This window comes from Roseateles sp. (assembly GCF_039595295.1).
Classification (GTDB): domain Bacteria; phylum Pseudomonadota; class Gammaproteobacteria; order Burkholderiales; family Burkholderiaceae_C; genus Roseateles.
Genome location: NZ_JBCNLU010000037.1, coordinates 26,680 through 45,264 on the forward strand (window position 1 = coordinate 26,680; position 18,585 = coordinate 45,264).

17 protein-coding genes are annotated in these 18,585 nt (G+C 68.2%); 11 read left to right on the forward strand and 6 right to left on the reverse strand.

Annotated elements, in window-relative coordinates:
- Positions 1 to 41 precede the first annotated feature (41 nt).
- On the reverse strand, positions 42 to 806 hold the full coding sequence (locus ABDW59_RS20285) for a helix-turn-helix transcriptional regulator (RefSeq protein ID WP_343632484.1): 765 nt from the start codon (positions 804 to 806) through the stop codon (positions 42 to 44).
- 145 nt (positions 807 to 951) lie between these two features.
- Here ABDW59_RS20285 and ABDW59_RS20290 point away from each other — a divergent pair, with 145 nt between their 5' ends.
- From ABDW59_RS20290 to ABDW59_RS20310, 5 genes are all read left to right on the forward strand, one after another.
- The gene (locus tag ABDW59_RS20290) at positions 952 to 2,253 is read left to right on the forward strand and encodes an amidohydrolase family protein (protein ID WP_343632486.1); all 1,302 of its coding nucleotides are present in this window, start codon (positions 952 to 954) and stop codon (positions 2,251 to 2,253) included.
- Between the two features lie 168 nt (positions 2,254 to 2,421).
- Complete coding sequence (locus ABDW59_RS20295; protein WP_343632488.1) at positions 2,422 to 2,898, forward strand: YiaA/YiaB family inner membrane protein; 477 nt, start codon at positions 2,422 to 2,424, stop codon at positions 2,896 to 2,898.
- A gap of 98 nt (positions 2,899 to 2,996) precedes the next feature.
- Positions 2,997 to 3,440, forward strand: coding sequence for a hypothetical protein (locus ABDW59_RS20300; RefSeq protein WP_343632490.1), 444 nt, complete (start codon positions 2,997 to 2,999; stop codon positions 3,438 to 3,440).
- Positions 3,437 to 4,321: a DUF2145 domain-containing protein gene (locus ABDW59_RS20305; protein ID WP_343632492.1), complete on the forward strand. Its 885-nt coding sequence runs from the start codon at positions 3,437 to 3,439 to the stop codon at positions 4,319 to 4,321. The genes ABDW59_RS20300 and ABDW59_RS20305 overlap by 4 nt, the downstream gene beginning before the upstream one ends.
- Before the next feature lie 53 nt (positions 4,322 to 4,374).
- Entirely contained in the window at positions 4,375 to 6,300 is a 1,926-nt protein-coding gene (locus tag ABDW59_RS20310) for an MFS transporter (RefSeq protein ID WP_343632494.1), read from the forward strand.
- A 91-nt stretch (positions 6,301 to 6,391) separates the two neighbouring features.
- On the opposite strand, the gene ABDW59_RS20315 is transcribed toward ABDW59_RS20310, so the two are convergent.
- Positions 6,392 to 6,898, reverse strand: coding sequence for a hypothetical protein (locus tag ABDW59_RS20315; RefSeq protein ID WP_343632496.1), 507 nt, complete (start codon positions 6,896 to 6,898; stop codon positions 6,392 to 6,394).
- Positions 6,899 to 7,014: 116 nt separating this feature from the next.
- Positions 7,015 to 8,142, reverse strand: coding sequence for a tRNA guanosine(34) transglycosylase Tgt (gene tgt, locus ABDW59_RS20320; RefSeq protein WP_343632498.1), 1,128 nt, complete (start codon positions 8,140 to 8,142; stop codon positions 7,015 to 7,017).
- A 104-nt stretch (positions 8,143 to 8,246) separates the two neighbouring features.
- Here tgt and ABDW59_RS20325 point away from each other — a divergent pair, with 104 nt between their 5' ends.
- The 6 genes from ABDW59_RS20325 to ABDW59_RS20350 all read left to right on the forward strand — a co-directional run bounded on the left by ABDW59_RS20325 (position 8,247) and on the right by ABDW59_RS20350 (position 15,360).
- Positions 8,247 to 9,026: a transporter substrate-binding domain-containing protein gene (locus ABDW59_RS20325; protein WP_343632500.1), complete on the forward strand. Its 780-nt coding sequence runs from the start codon at positions 8,247 to 8,249 to the stop codon at positions 9,024 to 9,026.
- A gap of 30 nt (positions 9,027 to 9,056) precedes the next feature.
- The gene (locus ABDW59_RS20330; protein WP_343632502.1) at positions 9,057 to 9,653 is read left to right on the forward strand and encodes a YigZ family protein; all 597 of its coding nucleotides are present in this window, start codon (positions 9,057 to 9,059) and stop codon (positions 9,651 to 9,653) included.
- A 206-nt stretch (positions 9,654 to 9,859) separates the two neighbouring features.
- On the forward strand, positions 9,860 to 11,200 hold the full coding sequence (gene argG, locus ABDW59_RS20335; protein WP_343632504.1) for an argininosuccinate synthase: 1,341 nt from the start codon (positions 9,860 to 9,862) through the stop codon (positions 11,198 to 11,200).
- A 121-nt stretch (positions 11,201 to 11,321) separates the two neighbouring features.
- Entirely contained in the window at positions 11,322 to 12,566 is a 1,245-nt protein-coding gene (locus ABDW59_RS20340; RefSeq protein ID WP_343632506.1) for a hypothetical protein, read from the forward strand.
- Positions 12,567 to 12,684: 118 nt separating this feature from the next.
- Positions 12,685 to 13,938: a hypothetical protein gene (locus ABDW59_RS20345; RefSeq protein ID WP_343632508.1), complete on the forward strand. Its 1,254-nt coding sequence runs from the start codon at positions 12,685 to 12,687 to the stop codon at positions 13,936 to 13,938.
- A gap of 225 nt (positions 13,939 to 14,163) precedes the next feature.
- Positions 14,164 to 15,360 (forward strand): hypothetical protein, encoded by a 1,197-nt coding sequence (locus ABDW59_RS20350; RefSeq protein ID WP_343632510.1) that lies wholly within the window; start codon positions 14,164 to 14,166, stop codon positions 15,358 to 15,360.
- Positions 15,361 to 15,382: 22 nt separating this feature from the next.
- Here the strand turns inward: ABDW59_RS20350 and ABDW59_RS20355 are convergent, their stop codons facing one another.
- The 3 genes from ABDW59_RS20355 to queA all read right to left on the reverse strand — a co-directional run bounded on the left by ABDW59_RS20355 (position 15,383) and on the right by queA (position 18,295).
- Positions 15,383 to 16,069, reverse strand: a complete 687-nt coding sequence (locus ABDW59_RS20355; protein WP_343632512.1) for a PEP-CTERM sorting domain-containing protein — start codon at positions 16,067 to 16,069, stop codon at positions 15,383 to 15,385.
- A 122-nt stretch (positions 16,070 to 16,191) separates the two neighbouring features.
- Positions 16,192 to 17,193 carry an RNA polymerase sigma factor SigJ gene (gene sigJ, locus ABDW59_RS20360; protein WP_343632514.1) on the reverse strand — a complete coding sequence of 334 codons (1,002 nt, stop codon included), beginning with the start codon at positions 17,191 to 17,193 and terminating at the stop codon, positions 16,192 to 16,194.
- A 58-nt stretch (positions 17,194 to 17,251) separates the two neighbouring features.
- Complete coding sequence (gene queA, locus ABDW59_RS20365; RefSeq protein WP_343632516.1) at positions 17,252 to 18,295, reverse strand: tRNA preQ1(34) S-adenosylmethionine ribosyltransferase-isomerase QueA; 1,044 nt, start codon at positions 18,293 to 18,295, stop codon at positions 17,252 to 17,254.
- Positions 18,296 to 18,585 lie beyond the last annotated feature (290 nt).

Here is an 18,585-nt window from a genome sequence, read left to right on the forward strand (position 1 = left end):
AGTTCCAGTCTCCGACGTGGTCCAACGGCTACTTGAGCAACTCATCGCCTTATCGCCTTCACCACCCCCGACGGCCGCTGCAAGTGCTTGAACCGCTCGAACAGCCAGCAGCGCATGCCCATGACCAGCGTGAACTGACGCTTCTCCTCATCCGGCAGCCGCTGATCCAGCAGATGCTGGCGCGCGAAGTCCTCGGCGACACGTTGCAATCGGTCGCGCAGCTCGCGCGCCATGCCGGGGCTGAGCTGGCCGTGGACCAGCATCAGCAGCTCCCCGTCCCCGTCGAAGCCGCCGCCGAAGAAGTCCTGCATCACGTGGTCGCGGAAGAAGCTCATCACCGGGCCCTGCGGCCGCCAGCGGAAGGTCTTGGCGACCTGCAGGCGATAGCGATTGAGCGGCCTTAGCTCGATGATGCCCAGCCGGTCCAGCTGCGCCAGCGCCCGCGTCGCATCGGCCTCGCTCATGCGGTAGGTCGAGACGATCTGCTCGAAGCTCCATTGGCTCAGACAGCAGATCGCCGTCAGCAGCAGCTTCTCGTCGGCGACCACCTCGCGCTCCTGCTGCAGCGTGAGCTCGCTGCGCAGCGGCTGAGATTGCGTCAGGCGCTGCGAGAGCTCCGCGAAATCCGTCTTGAGCACCCGGCAGATCTCGTCGATGCGCGACAGCGGCATCTCGCCGCCCGAGGCGAACATGCGCTTCACGCTGGACTCGGACAGGTCCAGCGCCTTCGCCAGCTGCGCGTAGCTGACGCCGGATTGCTTGAGTTCCGACTTGATGAGGTCGATCAGGGATTGGGTGCTGGCCATGGGGCGGCACCTTAGCGCAACTCGCCGCGCCGGTAGCGTCAAACGATACCGCCCGGTCCTCCTCGCGATACCGCGCGGGTCGCTTGGCCGCACGCGGCGACGCGCTCACGAGGATCGCGCCGTCCCCACTCTCCCGCCGACGGCCATGCTCCGACGACGTCATCTCCTGTGCTGCGGCGCCGCCGCAGCGGCCGGTCTCTTCAGCGCGCTCACGGCCGGCGCGCTCGCCGCCGACGCCAGCCCCTGGCGCAATCCCTGCGGCCACCCCACGCCGCCGATTCCCGGCGTCGATCCCGACTGGCTCGCCCGCATCTGGGACGGCCTGGACCCGACCCAGCTCTGGGACGTGCACGCCCATCTGATCGGCACGGGCGACTCGGGCTCGGGCTGCTGGATCGCGCCCTCGCTGTCGCAGTGGTGGCATCCGATGGAGCTCGCCCGCAAGCACGCGATCCTCAACGGCGCGTGCGTCGGCGGGCCGGACATCGCCGCCGCCGACATCGACCGCGCCTACGTGCGCCGGCTCACCGCGCTGGCCGATGCCTTCCCGACCGGCGCGCGCTGGCTGCTCTTCGCCTTCGACGAGGCGGTCGACGACACCGGACGTCGCCGCCCCGACTGGACCACCTTCCACGTCCCCGACGCCTATGCCCGCGCCGTCGCCGCGCAGCGCCCCGACCGCTTCGGCTGGGTCGCGAGCATCCACCCCCATCGCGAGGACGCGCTCCAGCGCCTGGACCGCGCCATCGCCGGGGGCGCCCTGGCGCTGAAGTGGCTCCCCAGCAGCATGGCCATCGACCTGCGCGACCCGCGCCTGCGTCCCTTCTACGACCGGCTGGCCGCCGCGCGCCTGCCGCTGATCGTCCATTGCGGCGAGGAGCACGCCGTCCCCGGCGCCGATCGCCAGGACCTGGGCAACCCGCTGCTGCTGCGCGAGCCGCTGCGCCACGGCGTGCGGGTGATCGCGGCCCACTGCGCCTCGCTGGGGCTGGCCATGGACCTGGACCAGCCGCGCCCTCGCCCCGCCCAGGCCTTCGAGCTGTTCGCGCGGCTGATGGACGAGCCCGCCTGGACCGGTCTGCTGCTGGGCGACGTCTCGGCGATGTTCCAGTTCAACCGGCGGCCCGAGGTCTGGCGCACCGTGCTGCGCCGCCAGGACTGGCACGAGCGCCTGCTGCACGGCTCCGACTACCCGCTGCCGGGGGTGGTGCCGCTGGTCCGGCTGTCGCAACTCGTCCGGGCGGGGGTGCTGGACGAAGGTCATCTCGCCCCTTTGGAGGCCTTGCGGGGCCACCACCCCTTGATGTTTGATCTCGCCCTCAAGCGATCGGTCCGCTGGCAGGGGCATGCATTGGGTGCTCCCGTGTATGCGACCGCGCGGCACTTCGCCGCCGGTGGCATCGGTGCCGCCGGAGCGCTCGCCGAGACCCGCCGCACCCCGGGGTAGCAGGGATCGATACCGCCCCTGTCGCCCGGCGATACTCGCCGCGAAAAGAACGGGCCGGGCAAGGGGTCGCGGCGACAGTCACGCCATCGCTTCCGGCAAGAACAACCCGGGGCGATGAACCCCGGCAACCCGCCGGTCGACCGACCGGCCCTCAGGAGGAACAGCATCATGACCACCCACCCCGCCCGCATCCAGCGCGACACCAAAGCCTGGCGCCTCCAGGTGTGGATCTCCTTCGGCATCAGCGTCGCGCTGTGCGCCATCGGCCTGGCCTGGCTGCCCGGCGCCTACCTGGATCGCGCCTTCATGGTCATGGGCTACGTCTTCTGCCTGTCCGCCGCCTTCGCCCTGTCCAAGTACATCCGCGACAACCAGGCCACCCGCAGCGACACCCCGATGTGGGGCCTGGTCGTGTGGGCCGGCTTCGGCCTGGCGATGGCGCTGACCGCCTGGGGCCTGTGGCGCATGGAGATCCAGCCGGTCTGGAAGTCCTACCTGCTGGTGTGCTGGCTCTACCTGATCTCCAACGTGTTCACCCTGGCCAAGATGCTGCGCGACGCCCATGAGGCCGACCTCGCCGACGCCCGCCTGCAGGGCCGCCGCGAGGCCCACCGCGACGCCGCCGCCCTGGCCGCCGCCGAATGAGCGCCGACAGCGCCGTCCGCCCGAGTTTCCGTCCCCTTTCTGATCCGACCTCGAGTCCGACACCTGAGCCGATCGAATCGATCCCAAGGAGTACCGCCATGCGACCCCGTGCCTCTGTCCTCAGCCTGCTGACCGCCGCCGCCCTGGCCTTCGGCGCGAGTGCCCCGGCCCTGGCCCACGGCGGCCCGAGCGACGCCAGCGCCGCGCTGTCGGCGGTGCCGGTCGCGATCTCGGTGGTGGCGCCGTCCGCGGTGCTGGTCGGCGGCGCGGCCTTCGTCGTCGTCGCCGTCGAGAGCACCGCCCGCGGCACCGTCTGGGTGCTGGAGCGCGCCTCCGACGGCGTGCGCCTCAGCGTCGAGTTCTCCGGCAAGGTGCTCTCCGGCGCCGCGGCCTCGGTCGGCACGGCCATCGTCGTGACCGCGATCAGCACCGGCTACGTGCTGTCCGCCGCGAGCGAGGCCGTCGCCTTCATCCCGAACGAGATCGGCGCCTCGTTGCTCTACAACGAGCGGGTCACCGAGAAGGACCGGGTCCTGCGATGAGCGCCGCGCGCGTCATGCGGATCCCGCCGCGGGTTCAGGGTCGGACCCGAAACCGGAGCCAGCTCGCGGCGGCGGCGCTGATCGTCTCGTTCGCGTTGCTGGCCACGACGCCCGCCCACGCCGGCCGTCCCTGCGAGGACAAGAAGCCGACGCTGGCCCAGATCCGCCAAGGGATGAACCTCGCGCAGGCCACTGCCGAGGCGCTGGACCGCAGCGGCGCCCAGGTCGTGCTGCTGGCACGCGCCGGCCAGGACCTGAGCGAGTACGGCCTGCGCTGGTCGCATGTGGGCTTCGTCTATCGAGACACCCTGGGCGGCGATCAGGGCGGCAGCTCCGAGGCCAAGCCGGTCTGGCGCGTGATGCACAAGCTCAACCAGTGCGGCACCGCGGTGGCCGACCTCTACCGCCAGGGGCTGGGCGAGTTCTTCATGGACAACCCGGTCCGCTACGAGGCCGCGTATGCGGTGCTCAAGCCCGAGTTGCAGGAAGCGCTGCTGCCGATGCTGCGCGAGAACGCCCGCGCCGCCGCGCTGCACACCAGCCCCTACAACATGGTGGCCTACCCCTGGTCGACCGAGTACCAGCAGAGCAATCAGTGGGCGCTGGAAACGCTGGCCGCCGCGGCCGCGCCGCGCGAGGTCTTCAACCGGCCGCAGGCGCAGGCCTGGCTGCGCCGCCAGGGTTACACGCCCACCGACCTGCGGCTGTCCACCGCGAAGCGCTTGGGCGCGCGCATCGGCATGGCCAATGTCGCCTTCGACGACCACCCCTCGGCGCGCCGCTTCGCCGGCCACATCGACACGACCACCGCCGATTCCATCTTCAGCTGGTTGGTCCGCAGCGGCCAGGGCCAGGCCGCGCAGACGGTCAAGGCCCCCTGAACGCCCTCCACGAGCCCATCACCAGTTCCTCACGAGCCCATCAAGAGCCCTCCATGAGCGACCCCTCCCACACCAGCCAGTTCGCCCTGCTCGGGCAGCGCCGATTCGCGCCCTTCTTCTGGACGCAGTTCCTCGGCGCGGGCAACGACAACCTGTTCAAGTTCGCCTTCACCGTGCTGGTGACCTACCAGCTCAACCTGAGCTGGCTGCCGCCCAAGCAGGCGGGACTGGCGATCGGCGCGCTGTTCATCCTGCCGTTCGTGCTGTTCTCGGCCACCAGCGGCCAGCTCGCCGACAAGTACGACAAGGCGCGGCTGATGCGGCTGGTCAAGAGCCTGGAGATCGTCATCATGGCGCTCGCCGCCTTCGGCTTCTACGCGGTCAACGTGCCGGTGCTGCTGAGCTGCGTGTTCCTGATGGGGCTGCACTCGACGCTGTTCGGACCGGTGAAGTACGCCTATCTGCCCCAGCACCTGGACGATCGCGAGATCACCGGCGGCAACGGCATGGTGGAGATGGGCACCTTCGTCTCCATCCTGCTGGGCAACCTGGCCGGCGGCCTGCTGGTGGCCACGCCCATCGTCGGCCCCCAGCACGTGGCCATCGCCTGCGTGGTGGTCGCGGTGCTGGGCCGGCTGACGGCGCAGGCCATCCCGGCCAGCCCGTCCACCGATCCCAATCTGGCCATCAACTGGAACCCGATCACCGAGACCTGGCGCAACCTGAAGCTGGCCCACGGTCAGCTGGCGGTGTTCCGCTCGCTGCTGGGCATCTCGTGGATGTGGTTCTTCGGCGCGGTGTTCCTGGCCAACTTCCCGTCCTTCGCCAAGGAAGTGCTGCATGGCGACGAGCACGTCGCTTCGCTGCTGCTGATGGTGTTCTCGGTGGGCATCGGCGTGGGCTCGCTGCTGTGCGAGGTGCTGTCGCGCCGCCATGTCGAGATCGGCCTGGTGCCGCTGGGCGCGATCGGCATGAGCATCTTCGCCATCGACCTGTACTTCGCCTCGCGCGGCCTGCCGCCCGCGAACACGCTGGGCGTCGGCCAGTTCCTGGCGCAGCACGCCCACTGGCGCGTGCTGGCGGATCTGGCGCTGCTGGCGCTCTTCGCCGGCCTGTACAGCGTGCCGATGTACGCGCTGATCCAGATGCGCGCGCAGCCCTCGCACCGCGCTCGCATCATCGCGGCCAACAACATCCTCAACGCGCTGTTCATGATCGCGAGCTCGATCCTGGCGGGGGCGCTGCTGGGGGCGGGTTTCTCCATCCCGGAGCTGTTCCTGACGGTGGGCGTGGCCAACGCGGTGGTGGCGTTCTACATCTTCCTGGTCGTGCCCGAGTACCTGCTGCGCTTCATCGCCTTCATCGTCTCGCGCCTGGTCTACCGCTTCCGCCTGAGCGGCGACCATCACATCCCGACGCAGGGCGCGGCGGTGCTGGTCTGCAACCACGTGAGCTTCGTCGACGCGGTGCTGCTGATGGCCGCGAGCCCGCGTCCGATCCGCTTCCTGATGGACCATCGGATCTTCCGCCTCCCGGTGCTGGGCTGGATGTTCAAGCTGGCCAAGGCCATCCCGATCGCGCCCCAGAAGGAAGACCCGGCGACCTACGAGGCCGCCTTCGCCGCCGCGCGCGCGGTGCTGGACGACGACGAGATCGTCTGCATCTTCCCCGAGGGCGGCATCACCCGCGACGGCACGCTGCAGCCTTTCAAGGGCGGCGTCATGAAGCTGGTGGAGAACCACCCCGACATGCCGGTCGTGCCGATGGCGCTGCAGAACCTGTGGGGCTCGTACTTCTCGCGCGTGGAGCAGGGGCAGGCGATGGTGCGGCCGTTCCGGCGCGGGATGTTCTCGCGCGTCGGTCTGGTGGCGGGCGCGCCGATCCCAGCGAAGGACGTGACGCCGGAGCTGCTGAGGGAGCGGGTGGCGGCGTTGCTGGGAACGGCGGATGGGGTGACCGCGCAACCCGCCAAGGCATAAGCCGCGAAGGCACAAGCCGTGAACGCATGAGCAGCGAAGGCCTCCGCAAGGAGGTCTTCCGCTTGCTGGGGTCAGGCGTTGCTTCCAGCCGTCATCGTGCGCCGCCGCGCACGCCCCGCCGCAACGCGCGCTTGATCCTGAGCTTGATCGTCCGCGCGGTGCGCCACGCCGCGCTGCCGCGGACCCAGGCGAGCAGCCCTTGCTTCCACACCGTCCAGCGCGCATAGAGCCGCGCGAACCAGGGCAGCGTCATCAACGCCGGATGCGTGAGCGCGAAGATCCGCGCCACCACCGCCGTGCCGACCAGCTTGGCCAGCACGATCACCGCCAGGCCCATGCCCGGCTTGCCGATCCCGATCAGCCACACCGCCGCCAGCTTGATCGGCAGCAGCAGCAGCCCGGGCAGGAAGAAGACGATCAGCGCGAGATACGGGGGAAGCCGCCTCACGACGGCCTCGATGTGCCGGAACACCGGCAGCCGGCCGATGGCGGCCATCGCGCGCTGCAACGGCTCCCAGCCCCATTCCTCGAAGAGGATGACGACGGCAAGGATGACGCGGATCAGCCAGCGAAACGGCGCGATGAGCAGCTTCAGCATCGCGCCATCTTCACACGCGTCGGCTTAGAGGCCCATGAAGCCCGCGCCGGGAAAGCCGGCATCGCGTCGGCGCTAAAGCCGGTTGCGGGCCGTCTTGAACGAGGGCCCGCGCGACCTCAGATCCCGCGCGCGCGATCCGCGAGGAAGCGCTGCCGGAAGCCCTCGAAGTCGCCGGCGTCCAGCGACTCGCGGACCTCTTTCATGAGGTTGAGGTAGTAATGCAGGTTGTGCACGCTGGTCAGCATCGGGCCGAGCATCTCGCCGCAGCGGTCCAGGTGATGCAGATAGGCGCGGCTGAAGTTGGCGCAGCAGTAGCAGCTGCACGTCTCGTCGACCGGCTTTTCATCGGCCTTGTAGCGCGCGTTGCGCAGGCGCAGGTCGCCGAAGCGGGTGAACAGATGGCCGTTGCGCGCATTGCGCGTGGGCATGACGCAGTCGAACATGTCCACGCCCTGACGCACGCCCTCGACCAGATCCTCCGGCGTGCCGACGCCCATCAGGTAGCGCGGCTTGTTGTCCGGCAGCTGATGCGCGATGTGATCCAGCACCCGCAGCATGTCGGCCTTGGGCTCGCCCACCGACAGGCCGCCGATCGCGTAGCCCGGCAGGTCCAGCTCCTTGAGCCCCGCCAGCGACACGTCGCGCAGGTTCTCGAACATGCCGCCCTGGACGATGCCGAACAGCGCGTTCGGGTTCTCGAGTCGCGCAAACTCGTCCTGGCAGCGCTTGGCCCAGCGCAGGCTCATCTCCATCGACAGCCGGGCTTCTTTCTCGGTGGTCAGGACGCCCTTGCTCTCATACGGCGTGCACTCGTCGAATTGCATGACGATGTCGCTGTTGAGGATGGTCTGGATCTGCATGGAGATCTCCGGCGTCAGGAACAGCTTGTCCCCGTTCACCGGCGAGGCGAACTTGACGCCCTCCTCGCTGATCTTGCGCATCTCGCCCAGCGACCAGACCTGGAAGCCGCCCGAGTCGGTGAGGATGGGCTTGTCCCAGCTCTCGAACCGATGCAGGCCGCCGAACTGCTTCATGATGTCCAGGCCCGGCCGCATCCACAGGTGGAAGGTGTTGCCCAGGATGATCTGCGCGCCCATCTCCTCGAGCGAGCGCGGCATCACGCCCTTGACCGTGCCGTAGGTGCCCACCGGCATGAAGATGGGCGTCTGCACGACCCCATGATTGAGCGTCATGACGCCGCGACGGGCGCGGCCCTCGGTCTTGAGCAGTTCGAACTTCAGCATGGGCGGGATTATCTCAGCCCCCTTGCTCTCGGGGTGCTCCGGCCCGGAACACCGGGCGTATGCTCATCCGCCAGAGGGGGCTCCGACCTCCGGGGGAGAGATCGTTGAGGACCTGGATCGCCGCCATCGCGCTGGCCGTGGGCGTGGCTGCAGCACCAGCCGCGTCGGCCTGCGGGCCGTACTCGGTCGGCCTGTACGAGTACAGCTCGCTCTACTACCGCGACGCGCGCGGCCAGTGGGCCGGCATCGACAAGGACGTGGTGGACGAGCTCATCCGCCGCACCGGCTGCCGGCTGCAGCCGCGCACCGAATCGCGTGTGCGGATCTGGGCGCAGATCGCTTCGGGGCAGATCGACATGACGGTCTCCGCACTGCCGACGAAGGAGCGCGCGCTGCTGGTCGAGTTCATCCCCTACATCGAGTCGCGCCAGTACGTGCTGATGAAGCCCGCGCTGGCCGCGGCGCTGACGACACCGGCGGCATTCCTGGCCGACCGCGCGCGGCGCGTGATCGTGGTGCGGGGCTACGTCTTCACCCCCACGGTGGAGGACTGGATCACCCGCATGCGAGTGCAGGGTCGCGTCGTCGAGGCGCCCGATCAGCCGACCGCGTTGCGCGTGTTCAAGGCCGGCCGCGCGGATGCGCTGGTGCTGGGCGCGCACAGCCTGGCGACGGCGCGCCGCGCTGATCCGGCATTCGGCGAGTTCACGGCGCTTTCATACGCGCCGCAAGAGCGCAGCATCGGCGCGCTGGCGCTGTCGCGGCAGCGGATCGCGCAGGAGGACCGTGATCGCATGCATCACGCGATCGACGAGATGCAGCGCGACGGCACGCTGGAGGCGATCAAGAAGCGCCACTTGGGCGATCTGTCCGAGACGCCCTGACCCCCGGCGCGGGCATCGACAATCGCGCCCATGCCCTCGAGTCTCGCTGCCCCGGTCCACGCCGAACTGATCGTCAAGAAGAGCCGTTTCATCGGATGCGTGGAGTCGGTGCCCGATCGCGCGGCGGCGCTGGCCCGCGTCGAGCAGCTGCGGGCGGCGCATCCCGGCGCGGCGCACGTGTGCTGGGCGCTGATGGCAGGCGGGCAGTCCGCCGCCAACGACGACGGCGAGCCCGGCGGCACCGCCGGCCGGCCGATGCTGGAGGTGCTTCGTCATCAGGACCTGGACGGGGTGCTGGCCACGGTGGTGCGCTACTTCGGCGGCGTGAAGCTGGGGGCGGGCGGGCTGGTGCGGGCCTACACGGACGCGGTGGCGCAGGCGCTGCTCCAGGCGGAGAAGGTGCCGATGGTGCGCCTGAGGACGCTGCGCTGCACCCTGCCCTATGCGCAGGAAGGCCTGCTGCGCCGCGAGGCGGAGAAGGCCGGGGCCGAGCTGGTCGAGGTCGCGCACGGAGCGCTGGTGGACATCACGCTGCGGCTGCCGGAGACGGCGGCCGATGCCTTCGTCGCCGGCTTGAATGAATCGGGGCAGGGGCGGATCGGGTGGCTGAAGCCGGACGCGGATTGACGCGCACCATAACGGTCCTTTTAAGGGCCACTATCCCTCGGATGGCGACTTTCTGGCCGTTATAAGGGCCGTTATCCGGTGGTCCACGCCACACCCGCCTACCCCTGCATCGCCCATCCGCGAAGCCTCCCCGGCGGCCGGCACCCAGGCCCGGCCTAGAATCACGGGCTGCATTTCCCCCACCCTCTTACTGCGCGAGACGTCCCGTGGCCGCAACCATCCTCCAAAAGATCCCCTCTGGCGAACGCGTCGGCATCGCCTTCTCCGGCGGCCTGGACACCAGCGCCGCGGTGCACTGGATGCGCGCCAAGGGCGCCATCCCCTGCGCCTACACCGCCAACCTGGGCCAGCCCGACGAGTCCGACTACGACGAGATCCCCCGCAAGGCCAAGGCCTACGGCGCCGAGATCGCCCGCCTGATCGACTGCCGCGCGCAGCTCGTGGCCGAAGGCATCGCCGCGATCCAGTGCGGCGCTTTCCACATCAAGAGCGGCGGCGCCACCTACTTCAACACCACCCCGCTGGGCCGCGCCGTGACCGGCACCGCCCTGGTGGTGGCGATGCGCGACGACGGCGTCAACATCTGGGGCGACGGCTCCACGTTCAAGGGCAACGACATCGAGCGCTTCTACCGCTACGGTCTGCTCGCCAACCCGTCGCTCAAGATCTACAAGCCCTGGCTGGACCAGGCCTTCATCGACGAGCTCGGCGGCCGCAAGGAGATGAGCGAGTACCTCATCGCCAACGGCTTCGACTACAAGATGAGCGTGGAGAAGGCCTACTCGACCGACTCCAACATGCTGGGCGCGACCCACGAGGCCAAGGACCTGGAGTTCCTGAACAAGGGCATGAACATCGTCAACCCGATCATGGGCGTGGCCTTCTGGAAGGACGACGTCGCGATCAAGGCCGAGACGGTGACGGTGCGCTTCGAGGAAGGCGTCCCGGTCGCGCTAAACGGCCAGAGCTTCCCGAACGCGGTCGAGCTGTTCATGGAAGCCAACCGCATCGGCGGCCGCCACGGCCTGGGCATGTGCGACCAGATCGAGAACCGCATCATCGAAGCCAAGTCCCGCGGCATCTACGAGGCCCCCGGGATGGCGCTGCTGCACATCGCCTACGAGCGCCTGGTCACCGGCATCCACAACGAGGACACCATCGAGCAGTACCGCATGAACGGCATGAAGCTGGGCCGTCTGCTGTACCAGGGCCGCTGGTTCGACCCGCAATGCCTGATGCTGCGCGAAACCGCCCAGCGTTGGGTCGCACGCGCCATCACCGGCGAGGTGACGCTGGAGCTGCGCCGCGGCAACGACTACTCGATCATGGACACCGTCAGCGCCAACCTGACCTACGCGCCGGAGCGCCTGTCCATGGAGAAGGTCGAGGACGCGGCGTTCTCGCCGGCCGACCGCATCGGCCAGCTGACCATGCGCAACCTGGACATCGCCGACACGCGCGAGAAGCTGGGCGTGTACACGCGCTCGGGCTTGCTGGGCAAGAATTCGGAAGGCTCGATTCCGCTGCTGACCGGCGGCGACGAGTAAACCCGCCGGTTCCGCACCAAAGCCGCCGCTTCGCCGGCGGCTTTTTGCATTGGGACGGGACGACCGGGCCTCGGTCGAGCGGTACTGACCGGGCTTCCCTGTTCAATCGAGGAGCCCTTCGATGTCCCATCCCGTTCCCCTGATCTTGGCGATCGCGCTGGCCGCCGGCAGTGCCGCCGCGCGGGCCGCCGCCGACACCGCGTCGTGGTGGACCACGCCCCCGAAAGATCGAGGCGGGGTCGTGTCGCCGACCACCACTGAGGCCACACCCTGGCGCAGCTGGGGCGGCACCTGGATCCGTCTGGAGGCGGACGGCAACCTCAGCTGCTTCAGCTTCGACGGCAAGCAATGCGAGTGGGAGAACGCCATCCAGGATCCAGACGAACATCCGCAGTGGAAGGTGCAGCCGCTGGTTTGCGGTGTGAAGCATCATCTTGAATGGGGCATCAACGGCTACAACGACGACGACGACCGCCACGGCACCGAGCACTGGTGCCGTTCCGCCTATGCCGAGGTCTATGCCACCTGGCACGATTACTCGGTGCTCGGCTTCGACATGCTGTTGTCCGAGACGCCGGCGGGCGACGCCATGTGTCTCTCCGCGAATGGCCGCACGTGCGCCAGCACCACGGAGATCAACGCTTGGCCCATGCAAGCGCAGCCGTTGAAGCCGCTGGTCTGCGGCGCCCATCACCGCCGCATGCTCGGCTTCACCGGCTATGACCGGCAGGAACATTGGTGCCGCAGCCCCAAGATCACCCATCGCGAACAAAACGTCTACATCGGACGCGAGTTCTATTCCACGCCCGTCACTGCTTGGCGCACGGGACAGGAGCTCGCCGTGATCGTGCGCGCGGACCTTTCCGACGACCTCTCGATGTCTCTGGGGGCGACGGTTCACGTCCGGGAGCCCGGGTATGAGGGGTATGAACGCGCAATAGGTTTCGGCCTCGGCGCCAAGCAATCGGTCTTCATCGGAGATAACCAATTCGAGTCGCCGTGGCAGGGCAAGGCCTCGACGGGCCTGACCACCGCCGCGCTCGCGACGACATCGGCGGGCAAGCTGTGCTTCTTCGGAAGCCAGACGCCGATGGACCCGACCGGGAAGTCCTTCTTCCAAGTCGCGCCCTTGCGAGACGGCTTATCCAGCGTGATCGCGAAAGCGAAGATGCCTGTCTTCAACGTCATCAGAAGTCCGTCTAAGACGATGCGCCCGGAGGTCACGATCAAGCCCTCCGAGGAGAACCTCCGCGATCTCGTCGCCAAGGACCTCCTCATCACGCGCGCCCGCGAGGTGCCCGTCGAAGGCGATCTGACCGGCAAACGGCAGCGCATCCTCCACATCAAGGATTGCGGCACCCGCTGAGGCGCCGAAACGAAAATGCCGCTGATCGCTCAGCGGCATTTTCATTGGAACGGGGGACGACTGGATCTCGGTCGAGCGGTACTGACCGGGCTTCCCTGTTCAATCGAGGAGCCCTTCGATGTCCCATCCCATTCCCCTGATCTTGGCGATCGCGCTGACCGCCGGCAGTGCCGCCGCGCGGGCCGCCGCCGACACCTCGTCGTGGTGGACCACGCCCCCGAAAGATCGAGGCGGGGTCGTGTCGCCGACCACCACTGAGGCCACACCCTGGCGCAGATGGGGCGGCACTTGGATCCGCCTGGAGGCGGACGGCAACCTCAGCTGCTTCAGCTTCAACGGCAAGCACTGCGAGTGGAAGAACGCCATCAAGAATCCATACGACCATCCGCAGTGGGAGGTGCAGCCGCTGGTTTGCGGTGTGAAGCATCATCTTCAATGGGGCGTCAACGGCTACAACGACGACGCTGATTACGGCTACGGCACCGAGCACTGGTGCCGTTCCGCCTATGCCGAGGTCTATGCCACCTGGCACGATTACTCGGTGCTCGGCTTCGATATGCTGTTGTCCGAGACGCCGGCGGGCGACGCCATGTGTCTCTCCGCGAATGGCCGCACGTGCGCCAGCACCACGGAGATCAACGCTTGGCCCATGCAAGCGCAGCCGTTGAAGCCGCTGGTCTGCGGCGCCCATCACCGCCGCATGCTCGGCTTCACCGGCTATGACCAGCCGGAACATTGGTGCCGCAGCCCCAAGATCACCCATCGCAAAAAGAACGTCGACATCGGACGCGAGATCTATTACTTGCCCGTCACTGATTGGCTCGCGGAACAGGAGCCCGCCATGATCGTGCGCGCGGACCTTTCCGACGATCTCTCGATGTCTCTGGGGGCGACGGTTCGCATCCAGGAGCCTTGGCTTAAGGGTATGGGCAAGGAAGGCCAAGTAGGTTTCGGCCTCGGCGCCAAGCAAGCGGTCATCATCGAACAGTACATCTTCGCGTCGCCGTGGAAGGGCAAGGCCTCGACGGGCCTGACCACCGCCGCGCTCGCGACGACATCGGCGGGCAGGCTGTGCTTCTTCGGAAGCCAGACGCCGATGGACCCGACCGGGAAGTCCTTCTTCCAAGTCGCGCCGCTGCGAGGCAACTCATCCAGCGTGATGGCGAAAGCGAAGCAGCCTGACTTCAAGGTCGTCAGAAGTCCGTATAAGTTGATGCCCCCGCAGGTCGCGATCAAGCCCTCCGAGGAGAACCTCCGCGATCTCGTCGTCAGTGACTTCCTCATCACGCTCGCCCGCGAGGTGCCCGTCGAGGGCGATCTGACCGGCAAACGGGAGCGCATCTCCTACATCAAGGATTGCGGCAACCCCTGACGCTCCCCCTGAGGCGCCGAAACGAAAAAGCCGCTGATCGCTCAGCGGCACTTTTCCGGGGACGCCGTGCCCGTCGGCGCTCAGTTCAGCTCAAGCCTTGCCGCGACGACGAGTAAGTCCCCCGGTTCCGCACCAAAAGCCGCCGCTTCGCCGGCGGCTTTCTCTTTGGGGGGCGCAAGTGCTGCGGCGACTCACCGGGCTTCCGCATCTCTCGAAGGAGCTCTCATGTACCGCCCCCTGGTTCTGGCACTTGCACTCGGCACGCTGCCACTCGTCGAGGCCAACGCAACGTCGCCCAACCTCTCCCAGCCCACCGAGTGGCCGTTCGACAGGCCTGCACCCTATCCTGGCAAATGGACGCGCGCGGCCGGGTTCCGTTCTCCCATCTGGGCGCGACTGGAAAACAACGGCCACATGAGCTGCCTGAGCAACGACGGCGAGACGTGTCTGCCGCTGGACTTCACCGCGGATGCCCCTAGCGGCGCGCAGCTCCTGGTCTGCACCAGCTATGGCGCGAACGACTGCGGCTCGGCGTTTGCGTCGACATTCGCCCGATGGCAGGACTACTCCGTGCTCGGGGTGCCGTACGCGCTATCCGAAACGCCCAACAGCGACGTCATGTGCTTCTCCACCGATGGGAGGAACTGCACGCCGATCTCCACGCTGAAGATGAGCGACCGCGATTGGCTGCGGGGCGCGAAACCAGTGGTATGCGGCAACGCGCTTCTCTCCGTCGAAGGGCGCACCGGCTACGACGACGACAATCATTGGTGCGCGACACCGAAGATCGTCGCCGGCGTCTCGGGCGAGACCATCGCCCAGCAGCCTGGACGGCTCTCGTCCATGGTGGTCCGCGACTGGTCGGCTGCCGATGAACCGGCAGTCGTCGTTCGCGCTCGTTTGCCGCCGGGTCAGACTTTGACGCTGGTGACGGACACTCTCACGGAAGACCTGAAAAGACGGCCGGCCGGCTTCGAGATCGGCGCCTCTCACACGATCAGGCTCGAAAACAAGAGCATTGTGCCGCCTTGGGTCATGGCCCAGGAATCCGATCAACCGGTGCATGCGGCCTTCAAAGTGACAAGAAGCGGAACGATGTGCTTCTTTGATCCGGCCAGGGACAAGACGCAACGACGCGTCTTCTCGGCGCTTTCCCGGTTGGGCGTATCCACACAGGTCGCCGGCCTGGAGAGGCATTCCAAGATTCTCAGCAGCCCGCCGGCAGGCCCACTCGAAGCGTCCAGCTTGTCTCCGAACCGCGTCAACAAGGTCACCTGGTGGCTTGACGGCCAACCTGCGGCAGACACTCGCTTCACGCCACCCCCAAGGATCGAATCGCTGGTGACCGTGGTCGCCAGGAAAGTCCCGGACGGCCAAGGCGGCCAACGGACCTTGTCCTATGCAAGGAGCTGCGACGAATGATCGCTTCGATCGCGCGTGCCGCTCAAGCCTTGCCGCGACGACGCCGCGCCACGACGCCCAGCGCGCCCAGCCCTGCCAGCATCAGCGCGTAGCTGTGCGGCTCCGGCACGGCGGAGGCCAGGGACACGTTGGAGCTCAGGAACTCGGCGCGCAGGCCGGTGTAGTTGCCGCCTTCGGTGGCGATGTTGTTCACGATGAATTCCAGCGTGTTCTTGCCGGCGACGAAGCCGCTGCTGGCCGAGAAGCTGGTCCAGTCCAGGAAGCCCGCCGCGTTGGTCAGCGTCGAGATGACGTGGCCGTTCAGCAGCACCGTGCCGTTGTTGTCCGCCGCCCAGCGGCCGGTGAACGAGGCGCTCTTCGCGTCGTAGCCGGTCAGGTCGAAGCTCAACGTCCACTTGAACACGCCGGAGGCGGCGCCGGTGTCGTAGACGTCGCTCTGCGTGGCGCTGGGGATCAGCCAGGAGGAGGTCGACGTGTTGGGCATCCAGACCGGGAAAGGCATGGCATCGCTGGCGGCCACGTAGCCGGGGCCGGACAGGCCGGTGGAGTCACCCGCGATCACCGCGAAGCTGTAGTTGCCGTCGGCGCTGCCCGACTTGCCGTTGGTACCGGCGCCGGTGTTGGTCAGGCCGCCGATCGAGGCGGCAGCAACCAACCCGCTGAAGAGCGTGGCGGCCACGGCGATCGAAGTGCGAGCGAACAGCGTCATGCCTTTTCCCGAGAGCTGATGGATCTTGTGCGGTCGATTGTCCTTAAACCTAGGGAGCGACGGTCCCCCGTGGGCGCGGGGGACCGTGGCGTCCAAACGCCGTCGTCCGGCCCCGCTCGCCCTCAATCCGGCCGAAGCGGATCCATCACGACCACGCCCGGGCGGAGATCGCCCGCCGGCGGGAGCGGCTCGATGGCCGCCAGGTGGCGCAGCTTGTCGGGATTGCGCTGCACGTAGATGGCGCTGATGCGGCCGGGCTCCTGGGCCGGCCGCAGCGCCACGGTCTGTATCGGCGCGCCGTCCGGCCCGTAGACGATGTAGCCCGGCAGGCCGTTGATCCGCACTTGCCGCACCCGCCAAGCCCTGCTGGACGGCATCCGCGCGAATCCGACGAAGGCCCGCGCCACCAGTGCCCCGCCCTCCAGCGCCTTGGGCACCGCCGTGACCTTGCCCCCGCCGTCGGCCAGCAGCACCGCGTCCTCGGTCAGCACCTTGGCCAGCGCGTCGACGTCGAAGGAGGTCAGCGCGTCCATGAAGGCGCCGAACAGGCGCTGGCGCTCCTCGTCCTCGACCTCGTGGCGGGCGTAGTCCGCCTTCACGTGCTGACGGGCGCGGCTGACCAGTTGCCGGCAGGCGGCCTCGCTGCGCCCCAGGCGCCGGGCGACTTCGTCGAAATCCAGCTCGAAGACCTCGCGCAGCAGAAAGGCGGCGCGCTCCAGCGGGGAGAGCCGCTCCAGCGTCAGCATGAAGGCCACCGAGACGTCCTGTGCGAACTCGGCCTGCGCCTGCGGATCGGGCGACCAGTCCCCCGCCTCGTCGACCAGCGGCTCCGGCAACCAGACGCCGACGTACTGCTCGCGCCGGACCGCCGCGGACTGCAGCCGATCCAGGCACAGGTTGGTCACCAGCCGGGACAGGAAGGCGCCGGTGTGGTGGACCGTGGCTTCGTCGACCTCGGCCCAGCGCAGCCAAGCCTCCTGGACCATGTCCTCGGCCTCGGCCCGCGAGCCCAGCATCCGGTAGGCCAAGGCCCGCAGCGAGCGCGCGTGTTCATGGTCAAAGCGCAGCGCGCGGGCGGCGGCGGGGTCCGGCAGCGGATCGGAGGCGTCGTGGGGGCTTGGCATCGCGGGGGTCATGAGCTTGTCCTGTGGACAAGACGATGCAGCCTACCCGCTTGTGACATCAATCGCCGCGGCGCTCCAGCAGCATCGCGTCGCCATAGCTGAAGAAGCGGTAGCGCTGCGCGATCGCATGGCGGTAGAGCGCCATCACGGACTCGTAGCCGGCGAAGGCCGAGACCAGCATCATCAGCGTGCTCTTGGGCAGGTGAAAGTTGGTCACCAGCCGATCCACGACCTGGAACTCGAAGCCGGGCGTGATGAAGATGTCGGTCTCGCGCGCGCCCGCGGTCAGCGTGCCGCCGCGCGCGGCCGATTCCAGCGCCCGCAGCGTCGTCGTGCCGACCGCGGTGATCTTGCCGCCCGCGGCCCGGCAGCGCTCGATCGCGGCGACGGTCTCGGGCGTGACCTGGAACCACTCGCTGTGCATCTTGTGATCAGCCAGCGACTCGACCCGCACCGGTTGGAAGGTCCCCGCGCCGACGTGCAGCGTCACATGCGCCGTGCCGACGCCGCGCTCGGCCAGGCGCGCGAGCAGCGCCTCATCGAAATGCAGCGCGGCGGTCGGTGCGGCGACGGCGCCCGGCTCGCGCGCGAAGACGGTCTGGTAGCGGCGCACGTCGTCGGCCGAGTCGTCATGCGCGATGTAGGGCGGCAGCGGCACATGGCCGTGACGCTCCAGCAGCTCGAAGGGGTCGCCGGACAGGCGCAGGTGGAACAGCCCGTCATCCGGGCCGCAGCGGCCCAGCACCTCGGCGTCGAAGGCCTCGGCGAAACGCACCACCGCGCCGGGCTTGGGGCTCTTGCTGGCGCGCATGTGAGCCCAGACCTCGCGAGTGCCGGGCAGCACGCGCTCGACCAGAGCCTCGACCGCGCCGCCGCTGGACTTCTGGCCATACAGCCGCGCCTTGATGACCTTGGTGTCGTTGAACACCAGCAGATCGCCAGGGTTGAGCAGGTCGGGCAGCTCGCGGAACACGCGATCCACTGGGGGATCGGCACGGCCGTCGAGCAGGCGCGAGGCGCTGCGCTCGGCGGCGGGATGTTGGGCGATGAGGTCGTCGGGCAGAGCGAAGTCGAAATCGCTCACCAGGAAGGTTCGGGACATGGGACGCGATTTTCCCATGCCGCAGCAGCGTGTTTCCGTTGAGGGCGGGCGTGGCGACGCCTTCACTGAACGCCCTCCTCCACTTGATCAGGAATCTCCCGTGCGATCTCCTCTGCGAGCTCAAGGGCTTGTCGCCATCTCGATGGCTCTGCTCCCCCTGCTGGTTTCGCCACTCCTGCGAGCGGAAACCGACCCGGTCCCCATCCCCGTCCACCCCCCCCTCCCCGAGCACGGCGTCGACAGCTCCCTTTTGGAATGGCAACGTGGCTGGAGGCCCTTCGAAGGCAAAT

What these genes read in the sequence shown, in the direction of transcription:
- ABDW59_RS20285 (WP_343632484.1), bottom strand. Translation starts at nt 806, where the DNA reads ATGGCCAGCACCCAATCCCTGATCGACCTCATCAAGTCGGAACTCAAG.
- ABDW59_RS20290 (WP_343632486.1), top strand. Translation starts at nt 952, where the DNA reads ATGCTCCGACGACGTCATCTCCTGTGCTGCGGCGCCGCCGCAGCGGCC.
- ABDW59_RS20295 (WP_343632488.1), top strand. Translation starts at nt 2,422, where the DNA reads ATGACCACCCACCCCGCCCGCATCCAGCGCGACACCAAAGCCTGGCGC.
- ABDW59_RS20300 (WP_343632490.1), top strand. Translation starts at nt 2,997, where the DNA reads ATGCGACCCCGTGCCTCTGTCCTCAGCCTGCTGACCGCCGCCGCCCTG.
- ABDW59_RS20305 (WP_343632492.1), top strand. Translation starts at nt 3,437, where the DNA reads ATGAGCGCCGCGCGCGTCATGCGGATCCCGCCGCGGGTTCAGGGTCGG.
- ABDW59_RS20310 (WP_343632494.1), top strand. Translation starts at nt 4,375, where the DNA reads ATGAGCGACCCCTCCCACACCAGCCAGTTCGCCCTGCTCGGGCAGCGC.
- ABDW59_RS20315 (WP_343632496.1), bottom strand. Translation starts at nt 6,898, where the DNA reads ATGCTGAAGCTGCTCATCGCGCCGTTTCGCTGGCTGATCCGCGTCATC.
- tgt (WP_343632498.1), bottom strand. Translation starts at nt 8,142, where the DNA reads ATGCTGAAGTTCGAACTGCTCAAGACCGAGGGCCGCGCCCGTCGCGGC.
- ABDW59_RS20330 (WP_343632502.1), top strand. Translation starts at nt 9,057, where the DNA reads ATGCCCTCGAGTCTCGCTGCCCCGGTCCACGCCGAACTGATCGTCAAG.
- ABDW59_RS20340 (WP_343632506.1), top strand. Translation starts at nt 11,322, where the DNA reads ATGTCCCATCCCGTTCCCCTGATCTTGGCGATCGCGCTGGCCGCCGGC.
- ABDW59_RS20345 (WP_343632508.1), top strand. Translation starts at nt 12,685, where the DNA reads ATGTCCCATCCCATTCCCCTGATCTTGGCGATCGCGCTGACCGCCGGC.
- ABDW59_RS20350 (WP_343632510.1), top strand. Translation starts at nt 14,164, where the DNA reads ATGTACCGCCCCCTGGTTCTGGCACTTGCACTCGGCACGCTGCCACTC.
- ABDW59_RS20355 (WP_343632512.1), bottom strand. Translation starts at nt 16,069, where the DNA reads ATGACGCTGTTCGCTCGCACTTCGATCGCCGTGGCCGCCACGCTCTTC.
- sigJ (WP_343632514.1), bottom strand. Translation starts at nt 17,193, where the DNA reads ATGCCAAGCCCCCACGACGCCTCCGATCCGCTGCCGGACCCCGCCGCC.
- queA (WP_343632516.1), bottom strand. Translation starts at nt 18,295, where the DNA reads ATGTCCCGAACCTTCCTGGTGAGCGATTTCGACTTCGCTCTGCCCGAC.